The 9813-nt window shown below is 71.8% G+C and carries 10 protein-coding genes; 7 read left to right on the top strand and 3 right to left on the bottom strand.

Annotation, left to right across the window (positions count from 1 at the left end):
* On the top strand, window positions 1-734 hold a 734-nt coding region (locus L0H79_RS17350; RefSeq protein ID WP_301485901.1), incomplete at its 5' end, for a Gfo/Idh/MocA family oxidoreductase.
* A complete protein-coding gene (locus L0H79_RS17345) occupies window positions 731-1522 on the top strand; it encodes a TIM barrel protein (RefSeq protein WP_301485900.1) in 792 nt (263 codons plus the stop codon). The genes L0H79_RS17350 and L0H79_RS17345, both read left to right, overlap by 4 nt.
* Window positions 1523-1585: 63 nt before the next feature.
* Here the strand turns inward: L0H79_RS17345 and L0H79_RS17340 are convergent, their stop codons facing one another.
* Window positions 1586-2806 carry an alpha/beta fold hydrolase gene (locus tag L0H79_RS17340; protein ID WP_301485899.1) on the bottom strand — a complete coding sequence of 407 codons (1221 nt, stop codon included), beginning with the start codon at window positions 2804-2806 and terminating at the stop codon, window positions 1586-1588.
* 120 nt (window positions 2807-2926) lie between these two features.
* On the opposite strand from L0H79_RS17340, the gene L0H79_RS17335 reads away from it, so the two are divergent.
* The 3 genes from L0H79_RS17335 (at window position 2927) to L0H79_RS17325 (ending at window position 5997) form a co-directional block, all read left to right on the top strand.
* Window positions 2927-3775 (top strand): class I SAM-dependent methyltransferase, encoded by an 849-nt coding sequence (locus L0H79_RS17335; protein ID WP_301485898.1) that lies wholly within the window; start codon window positions 2927-2929, stop codon window positions 3773-3775.
* A gap of 267 nt (window positions 3776-4042) precedes the next feature.
* Entirely contained in the window at window positions 4043-4468 is a 426-nt protein-coding gene (locus tag L0H79_RS17330; RefSeq protein ID WP_367652489.1) for an aminotransferase class V-fold PLP-dependent enzyme, read from the top strand.
* Window positions 4469-4932: 464 nt separating this feature from the next.
* Window positions 4933-5997, top strand: a complete 1065-nt coding sequence (locus L0H79_RS17325) for a LacI family DNA-binding transcriptional regulator (protein WP_301485897.1) — start codon at window positions 4933-4935, stop codon at window positions 5995-5997.
* A gap of 17 nt (window positions 5998-6014) precedes the next feature.
* On the opposite strand, the gene L0H79_RS17320 is transcribed toward L0H79_RS17325, so the two are convergent.
* Complete coding sequence (locus tag L0H79_RS17320; protein WP_301485896.1) at window positions 6015-6926, bottom strand: DMT family transporter; 912 nt, start codon at window positions 6924-6926, stop codon at window positions 6015-6017.
* A 113-nt stretch (window positions 6927-7039) separates the two neighbouring features.
* Here L0H79_RS17320 and L0H79_RS17315 point away from each other — a divergent pair, with 113 nt between their 5' ends.
* Window positions 7040-8362: an AI-2E family transporter gene (locus tag L0H79_RS17315; protein WP_301485895.1), complete on the top strand. Its 1323-nt coding sequence runs from the start codon at window positions 7040-7042 to the stop codon at window positions 8360-8362.
* 30 nt (window positions 8363-8392) lie between these two features.
* Here the strand turns inward: L0H79_RS17315 and L0H79_RS17310 are convergent, their stop codons facing one another.
* Window positions 8393-9145 (bottom strand): sulfite exporter TauE/SafE family protein, encoded by a 753-nt coding sequence (locus tag L0H79_RS17310; RefSeq protein ID WP_301485902.1) that lies wholly within the window; start codon window positions 9143-9145, stop codon window positions 8393-8395.
* Window positions 9146-9212: 67 nt separating this feature from the next.
* Between L0H79_RS17310 and pyrE the strand changes: the two genes are divergently transcribed.
* Window positions 9213-9770 carry an orotate phosphoribosyltransferase gene (gene pyrE / locus L0H79_RS17305; RefSeq protein WP_301485894.1) on the top strand — a complete coding sequence of 186 codons (558 nt, stop codon included), beginning with the start codon at window positions 9213-9215 and terminating at the stop codon, window positions 9768-9770.
* Window positions 9771-9813 lie beyond the last annotated feature (43 nt).

The following is a 9813-nucleotide window of genomic DNA, read 5'->3' as shown; positions in this document are numbered from 1 at the left end:
CGATCCCCCCCGCCGCCGCCGACGGGGCGAGCGCGGGGGGCGGCGGGGCGGGGGGGCCGGGGCTGGGGGGCTTCAACCGCCGCTGCGGGGGGGACTTCTCCGCCGCCCATGCGCTCGTCGCCGGCGGCGGCATCGGCCGACCCCAGCTGCTGCGCTCGCTGACCCGCGACCCCGGGCTGGCCAACCCGGGCGGCGTCCCGCCATGGACGATCTTCACCCAGACGCTGATCCACGACTTCGACACGCTCAACTGGTTCAACGCAGGGGCCAGGGCGGTGGAGGTCAACGCGATGGCCGACGCGCTCGTCGCCCCCGACTTCAAGGAGCGCGGCCTGCTCGACACCGCCGTCGTGACGATCCGCTACGACAACGGCGCCATCGCCACCGCCGAGGCCAGCTTCGCGGCCGCCTACGGCTACGATGTGCGCGGCGAGATCTTCGGCTCTGCGGGCATGGTCACGGCCGGCACTCCGGCCCAGGTGACGATGGCCCACTGGAGCAAGGACGGCGTCTCGAGCCCGACGACGCGGTCCGACACCGAGCTGTTCCCCGACGCGTATGCCGCCGAGCTCGCGTCGTTCTGCACCGCGGTCCGCGCCGGGTCGGCTCCGGAGGTGGGCGGCACCGACGCGCGCGCCGCGCTCGCCATCGCGCTCGCCTGCATCGAGTCGGTGCAGGCGGGCGGCACGGTCACCGTCCGCGACGCCGACCGTGTGTTCGGGGGTGTCGCATGAACACCCCGTTCACCCTGGCCGTCAGCTCCGAGATGGTCTTCCTGGACCTGCCGGTGGCCGAGCGGATCCGGCGGATCCACGAGCTCGGCTTCCAAGTCGAGATCTGGGACTGGACCCGGCACGACCTCGACGGGCTCGAGGCCCTGCGCGAGCAGGGCGTCGTCTTCTCCTCGATGACCGGCTACATCCGGGGCACGCTCACCGACCGTGAGGGCGCCGACGAGCTGCTCGCCACCGCCGAGCAGTCGGTCCCGGTCGCCCAACGCCTCGGCATCCCGCGACTGAACCTGCATGGCACCGGGCTCGACGCGGCGGGTCTGCCCGTCCGGCCCGAGCAAGTGGTCACCGGCGCGATGTGGCTCGCGGCACGCGACACGCTCGAACGGATCGCGACGCTCGGCGAACGCCACGACGTGACCTTCGTCCTGGAGAACCTCAACACGGCCGTCGACCATCCCGGTGTCCCCTTCGCCACGGCGGCCGACTGCCTCGCGCTCGTCTCGTCCGTCGACAACCCGCACCTGCGGCTGATGCTCGACCTCTACCACGCGCAGATCGGGGAGGGGAACCTCGTCGATCTGTGCCGGCGCGCCCTGCCGTTCATCGGCGAGGTGCAGGTGGCTGACGTGCCCGGGCGGTGCGAGCCGGGCACGGGGGAGATCAGCTACCCGGCGGTCGCTCGGGCCCTCGCAGACCTGGGCTACACCGGGACGGTCGGCCTCGAGGCGTTCGCCTCGGGCGACAGTGAGGTTGCGCTGCAGCGCTTCCGTGCGGCCTTCACCCTCTGACCTCGGATCCACCGGGAGTTGCAGCGCGCGGTGGGCTGAGCCCGCGGCAGTGCCGGGTTCCGGTCAGGCCCATACCGGGCTGGGAGCGCCACCTCCAGCGAGGAACCGGTCCAGCTCGCCCAGGAAGGCGGGCCAGGCCGGCTCGCCGGCGGTGAGGATGTGGTTGCGGCTGCCCAGCATCACCAGGTGGCTGTCGGGGATCAGGTCGAGAAGCTCGCGGGCCTGGGAGCGGGGGACGCGCATGTCGTCGCGGGAGTGCACGACCAGGGTGGGACAGGTGACCCGCGGCGCGAGCGAGGTGACGTCGATGTGCGCGAAGACATCGAGGAACGCGACGACGTTCTCGGTCGAGGTGGTGGAGCGTTGCAGCCGGTTGAAGGCATCCCACACCTCGCGGCTCTCGCCGGGCAGGAACTGGCTGGCGAAGACCTGCCGGAACGCGTCGTCGTCCCGGCGCCACGCCACCTTGCCGACCTGCAGGTCGAGGGCGGCCTCCTCGCGCGCCTCGGGGGTCTGCGCCCGGACGAGGCGGCCGCGGGCGTACGCGCCGACCAGGACGAGCCGCGAGACCCGCTCGGGGTGCCGGACGGCATACGCGATCGCGACCGCGCCACCCTGCGAGAGCCCCAGCAACGGGAAGGGCGCCTGCACGCCGGCGGCGTCGATGACCAGCTCGAGGTCGTCCACCCACGCGTCGAAGGAGAACTGCGGGATGTCCCAGTCGGACAGCCCGCAGCCGCGCTCGTCGTAGCGGACCAGGCGGTGCCCGCGGGACAGCTCGTGCAGCCAGTGGCCCCAGATCGGGCTGTCCCACTCCTGCTCGAGGTGGGTCAGCCAGTTGGCAGCCTTGACCAGTGGCGGGCCGTGACCGGCCTGGGCGTAGGCGACACACACCCCGTCGGGGGCGACGCAGTAGCGGACCTCCTGGGTCTCGGCGGCCCCGAGTGTCTCGGGCGGGGCGGCTGTGTCGACCAGCTGCACCGGAGCGACGAAGCGGTACCCCCGGGCGTGCACTGTCGCGATGACCGCCTGCCGGTGACCGTCGTCGCCCACGGCCTTGCGGGCCTGCATGAGCCGGCTCGAGAGGGTGGACTCGCTGACGAACCGGTCGCCCCATACGGCGTCGAGCAGCTCGGTCCGTGGTACCAGGCGGTCCCGGTGTTCGACCAGGTAGGCGAGCACGTCGACGACCTGCGGCTCGACGTGGACGACCTGTCCGTCCCGGCTCAGTCGGAACTGGCCCGGGTCGAGCTCGCAGCCGGCGAAGTGGTAGACGGTGCCCATCGGATAGCTCCCGGGTCGATCATCCCAGTGCAAGGGCCCACTTGTCGCGCGAGAAGATCCCGACGTCATCCCGACGGAGTCGTCATGCGTCCTCGACGCCCTTGGGTCCACCGTGACGGCATGAGTACACCAACCACCACGCGTTACCTGCTCGGCCACGACGAGACCGAGCTGCGGCGGCTGCAGGACCAGGCGCGCATCCTGGCGCCCGCGACCGGAGCCTTCCTCACCCTCGCCGGGATCGAGCCGGGCATGCGGGTGCTCGACCTGGGCACCGGTGCCGGTGACGTGGCGTTCCTGGTCGCAGGCCGGGTCGGGCCGGGCGGCTCGGTCGTCGGCGTCGACCGGTCCGCCGCAGCGCTCGAGACGGCCAGGCGCCGAGCCGACATCGACAAGATCGGCAACGTCTCCTTCCTGCAGGCCGACGTCGCCACCCTCGACCCGGGAACGGACCTCGGCGGCCGGTTCGACGCGGTCGTCGGGCGGCTGGTGCTGCTCTACCTGGACGACCCGGCCGAGGTCGTCCGACGCTACGCCGGTGTGCTGCGCCCCGGTGGCACCCTGCTGGCGATGGAGTACGACATGACGGCGGCGGGCAGCCTGCCGGCGCTGGCGCTGCCCAGCCGGGCCATGGGGTGGATCCTGGCGGCCTTCGAACGGGCCGGACACGACCCGGCCCTCGGCCCGCGGCTCGGCGGCATCCTCACCGCGGCCGGTCTGGCCGAGCCCGTCTGTGTCGGCCTGCAGGCCTACCACGAGCCGGGGAACCCGGCTGGGCCGCGACTGTTGGCCGAGACGGTCCGCACCCTGCTGCCGGCCATCGAAGGAGCCGGCATCGCCACGACCGCCGACATGGACATCGACACCCTCGAGCAACGCATTGCTCGGGCGCAGCAGGCCGCGGGCGCGCTGTTCAAGCCGCCGACCCTGGTCGGGGCGTGGGGACACGCGGCCGGCCCACGACGATGACACCGCCCGCCGTGGTGACGCGCGGCGCCTCGACCGAGCAACCCACGGCCCCCCCGAAGGCGTGTCTCGACGTCGAGCGGCTCCGACGGCACTTCGACTTCCCGGGCGCGGGCCGGGTGGTGACCGACAACGCGGCCAGCACCCAGCCGCCCCGGGAGGTCCTCACGCTGGTGCGGGCGCTGGCCCCGTGGTACGAGAACGTGCATCGGGGCCAGTCCAGAGCATCGCGGCGCATGACCGAGCTGTTCGAGGCGTCCTACGCGCGCCATCGCCGACGCGAGTGGGTACGAGCAACCGTGGGGGGAGCAGCGCTCCCTGCTGCTCGTCGACGCCGCCCAGACCCTGCGCCTGGTCGCAGCGCATACCGCCGACATGACGGCGCTGGCGCTGTGTGCGGCGCCGGACCTGCCCGAGGTGACCGTGTACGGGCCGCCGCCGGAGGTCCCCCGCGCGCCGGTGCTGGCGTGCCAGGTCGACGGCGCCGACCCGATGGACGTCGCCCGTCGCCTCGACGAGCTCGGGGTAGAGTCGCGGGCCGGCTGCCACTGCGCCACCCTGGCCCACCGCGACCTCGGGCTCGACCCGCCGGCAAGCTGCCGGCTCAGCCTCGCGATGTACACCAGCCCCGACGACGTCGCGCAGGCGATGGACGCGCTCGCCGCCGTGGTGCACGCTGTACGCCGAGGACGCTGAGCGGCATACCGCCAAGAAGTGGTATGCCGCTCAGCCGGGCGGCTTCTCGTCCGCGGGAGAAGATCCCGACGTCATCCCCATGCGCTCGTCATGCGTCCTCGACGCGGCCGGGTGCACCGTTGCCGGATGAGTACACCAACCACCACCACGGGCCATCTGCGGGGGCAGCGAAGCCCCCGCCGCGAGCGGCCCGTGGACCGTCCGGAGGCGTGTCTGCTCTCGCCATACTGGGGTGGGTGTGCGCTACGGCACGGAACACCTGCCCCCGGAGCAGCCTGCCGTTGCGGTCTGTCGGCGAGCGGATCTCCGAGGGGAGAGTCTCGCCCGACCATGTCGAGGACAGCGAGCTGCCGCGGAAACATGCCGCGACGCCAGTCGTCCTCGGCGCCATCGCCACCATCGGCCGCCGTGGGTGAGTGCCCTCGGAACCCTCAAGAACACCTCAGACGGGTAGCATCGGCGCCGTGGGCAGGGACCGCGCGCACCGGCTCCAGGACATCGCCGATCAGTCCGGGCTCAGCCTCGCGACCATCGACCGGGTGCTGCACGACCGACCCGGGGTGAGCGCCCGCGCGGTTCGCGCCGTCGAGCAGGCGCAGCTCGAGCTCGACCGTCAGCAGACCCAGCTGCGGCTCGGGGCGCGCTCGATCCTGCTCGACCTCGTCATGCAGGCACCGCACCGCTTCACGGCCGCGGTCCAGCAGGCGCTCGAGGCCGAGCTCGCCTCGGCTCGTCCGGCGGTCATCCGGATCCGGTCCGACCTGCGGGAGCAGGGCTCGGCGGCCGGGCTGGTCGGTCGGCTCGACGCCATCGGCGGGCGCGGCCGTGCCTGCCACGGCGTCCTCGTCAAGGCCCCGGACCAGCCGGACGTCGCGGCCGCCATCGACCGGCTCCACGCTCGCGGCATCCCCGTGGTGACGCTCGTGACCGACGTCCACGACTGCGCGCGGGTCGCGTATGTCGGCCTGGACAACACGGCCGCCGGGCGGACGGCGGCATACCTCACGCTGCGCTTCCTCACCCCGCGCGGGAGCGAGGGCGCCCTCGTGGGGACGGTCCTCGTGCTGCTCAGCCGGGGTGACTTCCTCGGCGAGCGGGAGCGGGCGACCGCCTTCGCCGGGGCGGTGCGGGCCCAGGCGCCAGGCCTGCGGCTCGTGGAGCTGAGCGACGCCGACGGTCTCGACGAGCGGACCGCGGGGCTGGTCGCCAGAGCGCTGGCGCACGAGCGGGATGTGCGGGCCGTCTACTCCGTCGGCGGCGGCAACCGGGCCGTCGTCGCGCAGCTGCGCCGAGCCGGCGTCTTGGACGCGGTCCTGATCGGGCACGACCTCGACGCCGACAACCTCGACCTGCTGCGGGACGGGCAGATCGACGCGGTGCTGCACCACGACCTGCGGGCCGACATGCGAGCTGCCCTGCGCCAGGTGCTGCGCTACCACAGGCTCCTCCCGGGAGCGCCGACCTCGGTCCCGGCCGGCGTCCAGGTGATCACGCCCTACAACGTGCCCGCGCGCATCGCGCCCTCCTGACGGTGGTCTCACCTGGCTCAGTCGGGTGGTCCGCTTGCGGGCCTGCCTGGTGCCGGCGGCGGGCCCTGCTCGGGTGTGTCTGCCGCGGAGCTGTGTTGCAGCAGCGTGGACCGAGACAGCAGGACGGTGCCGCCGGCGATGCTGAGCACCCCTGCGATGGCTATGGCCAAGAAGACGCCGTGCCGCGTCTGCTCGTTGAAGACCACGAGGCCATAGGCCACGGCGACCAGCGGGTTCGTGAGGGTGAGCCCGGGCTGCGAGGCGACCAGGTTGCCGGCCGCCAGGGCGTTCTGCAGCAGGAAGAAGGACGTCGGTGCGATCAGCGCGACGCCGTAGGTCTGCCAGGTCGACAACAGGCTGCCGCCATGGGCGACCGAGGCGCCGACACCGGCGATGAGCGACGAGTTCAGCCCGAAGATGCCCCCGGTGGCGATCCCGAGCCAGACCGCTCGGTGCTCGTCCCTGCCGCGGTAACCGAGCACGACCAGAGCACCCACACCGACGAGCGTCGCCCCGATCGCCAAGGCCCAGGTCCATGGGTCGACCTCGTACGCCGAACCCCCGTGCGGAGCCAGCGCACCGACGAAGGCCGCCACACCCAGCGACGCCATCGCGACCGCGGTCCAGTCGCGCCGTGTCACCCGCAGGTGGAAGGTGATGGCAGCGAGGATGATCGTGAACGGTAGCTCGGCGATGAGCAGCGGCTGCACCAGGGCGATCTGCGAGATCGAGATCGACACCGCATGAAGCAGGAAGCCGGTGAGCATCGTCAGGATCCCGAAGACCCAGGCCGGCCGCTGCGCGAGGTCCCAGAACATGCGCAGCGAGAACTGGTCCGAGCGATCCTCGTGCTTGCTGGCGGCACGTTGCAGCACCGACGCGGACGCATTGCACAGCGCCGCCAGGACCATCAGCCCAATGCCGAGCACGCTCTCTCTCTTGCCCGGTGAGACGCCCGGACACACGTCGTTGCCGAACACTCCACCAGCGGGCGGCCACCCGGTCTGTGGTGCACCCCCGAGGACGGGGTACTTGGGTTGATGTGTCAGACAAGGACCGGTACGAGCCACCGGCCAGCACGGTGCTGACGCACCTGCCCGTGCCGGCCAGCCTTGCCATCGCGGCCGCGTGGTGCTGGCGGATCCTCGTGGTGTCGGTGACAGGCCTCGCTCTGGTGATGCTGATCGAGAGGCTCTACCTGGTCTTCCTTCCCGTCTTCTTCGCCCTGCTGCTGGCAGCCCTGCTGCATCCGTTGGTCGCCCTGCTGCGGCGGCTGGGCTTCCCGCGTGCCCTGGCCACCTGGGGGACCGTGATCGTCGCCATGCTGGTCCTGGGTGGGGTCGGGTGGTTCGTGGTGCAGCAGGCCGCCGCGAACTACCAGCAGCTCGTCGGCCAGGTCAACGACCTCGTCAGCGAGCTCCGGGGGTACCTCGACAGGCTGCCCTTCACGAACAGCGACCAGCTTCAGCAGCTGCAGGACAGCGCGGTCGACACCCTGAGGCAGCACACCGGAGAGATCGCCAACGGCATCGTCACGGTCGGGACTCTGGCTGCAGAGGTGGTCACGGGCCTGGTCGTCATGCTCTTCCTCACCTACTTCTTCCTCGACGAGGGTGACCGGATGTGGAGCTGGTCGGTCCGGCTCTTTCCTCGCGCCGTGCAGCCGAGTGTGCGTGGAGCCGGCTACCGCGCGTGGCACTCGCTGTCCGGCTGGATCGTCGGAACCGCGCTGATCGCCGCCTTCCACGGGATCGTGATCGGGTTCGCGCTGTTCCTGCTCGGCGTGCCGCTGGCGGCCCCGCTGGCCGTGCTGGTGTTCATCGGGAGTTTCATCCCGATCGTCGGAGCGGTCGCATTCGGAGGGCTGGCCGTGCTCGTGACGCTGATCAGCCAGGGCCTGATCCCGGGTGTCATCCTGCTGGCCGTGCTGGTCGTCGAGAACCAGGTCGAGGCCCACCTCCTGCAGCCGTTCGTCGTCGGTCGAGCGGTCAAGCTGCATCCGGTCGCCATCATCCTGGCGCTGACCGCCGGCGGGCTGCTCGGCGGGGTGTTCGGCGCCATCCTGGTGATCCCGATCGTGGCATCGGCGCACGCGGCGGTGAAGTACCTGACCGGGGTGGAGGATCTGCATGGCAACCCGCGGCCCATCGACGCCGACCGGATGGCACCGGAACCGCCGCCGGAATACGCCCCGCTCCCGATCTATGTCTCCCCGCCAGCCAAGAGTGATGACGACCGGGCCGCCGGTGCCGGAGCCGGCGAGGAGCCCGACCTGCCGGAATCGGACTCGGCAGGCCCGGATGTGACTGCGCCCGAAGGGGACTCCCGCGATCCGGATCCGCCCGGGGCTGACGACAAGCAGTGACTGCTTGTACGCATCGCGCAGTCCTGCCGCTCACCCGATGAGCAGCGGCACCGCGGAGATCGCCGTGACCGCGACGACTGCCACGCTGAACCAGGTCTCGCTGATCCGCCGCGCCGCGTGCAGCCCGATCCAGGCCCCGAGCACGACGACGGGCGCGAGCCAGAGTGCTTGCAGGAACATGGGCCGCGAGAAGAGCCCCAGGGCCGCGCTGAAGGGCAGCTTCGACAGGTTGATGCCGAAGAAGAAGAGGGCGCTGGTGCCGAGGAAGCGCAGCTTGTCGACCCCCTGGGCCGTCAGGTAGAGGGTCATCACGCCGCCGCCGGCGTTGGCCGCCATCGTCGTGAAGCCCGCACCGATCCCTGCCCCGGCGGCGGCGAGCCACGAGTGCTGCGCAGGCGGCCCGGTGGCCCGGGTGACCGGCCGTCTCGGTCGGGTGCGTCGGCGCAGCAGCCACAGCTGGTGCAGGGCGAGCGCGAGCAGGATCGCGCCGATGCTCCGGCGTAGCACGGCGTCGTCGACGACGGCGAGGAAGACCGCCCCGAGCACGATCCCCGGCAGGACCGCGGGCACGAGCCGCCGCAGGATCGCCCAGTCACACTCCTTGCGGTAGTGCCACACCGCGAAGACATCGCCGATGATCAGGACGAGCAGCAGCGCCGCAGTCGACTCCCGGGCCGGCATGATGCCGGCATAGATCGCCACGGAGATCATCGCCAGCCCGCCGATGGCGGTCTTGCTGAAACCGACGATGAACGCCGCGACGACGAGCAGGACGACGATCATCGGGGTCACCGCCCCATGGTGGCAGGCCGCTCCAACGGCGCGCCGGGGCGGCATACGATGACGTCTCGTGACTGACGCCGCCACCGCCCGCGCCCGACTGCTCGAGATCATCAAGGCCAAGGCCATCGTCCACGGGCGCGTGACGCTGAGCTCCGGCGCACAGGCCGACTACTACGTCGACCTGCGCCGGATCACCCTCGACGGTGAGGCGGCCCCGCTCGTCGGCATCGTCATGCGCGAGCTCACCAAGGATCTCTCGTATGCCGCTGTCGGTGGCCTCACGCTCGGGGCAGACCCGGTGGCGACCTCGATGCTGCACGCGGCTGCCGCGGCGGGGGACCGGCTCGACGCCTACGTCGTCCGGAAGGCGGGCAAGGCACACGGGCTCCAGCAACGGATCGAGGGGCCCTCCCTCACTGGCCGTGACGTCCTTGTCGTCGAGGACACGACCACGACGGGCGCCTCCCCGCTCGCGGCGGTCGAGGCGGTGCGGGAGGCCGGTGGCACCGTCGTGGCCGTAGCCACGATCGCGGACCGGGCGACCGGCGCGGGTGAGCTGATCGAGCGAGAGACGGGTGTCGAGTACCGGTTCGTCTACCCGCTCGAGGAGCTCGGCCTGGCGTAGGTCGTGAGGACCCGAGCGAGGAACGAGCGAGGCCCGGAGCGGC

The organism is Intrasporangium sp. (genome assembly GCF_030452765.1).
Lineage (GTDB): Bacteria > Actinomycetota > Actinomycetes > Actinomycetales > Dermatophilaceae > Intrasporangium_A.
Note: the sequence above shows the minus strand (reverse complement) of the source record. Positions and strands in the feature narration are given on the sequence as shown.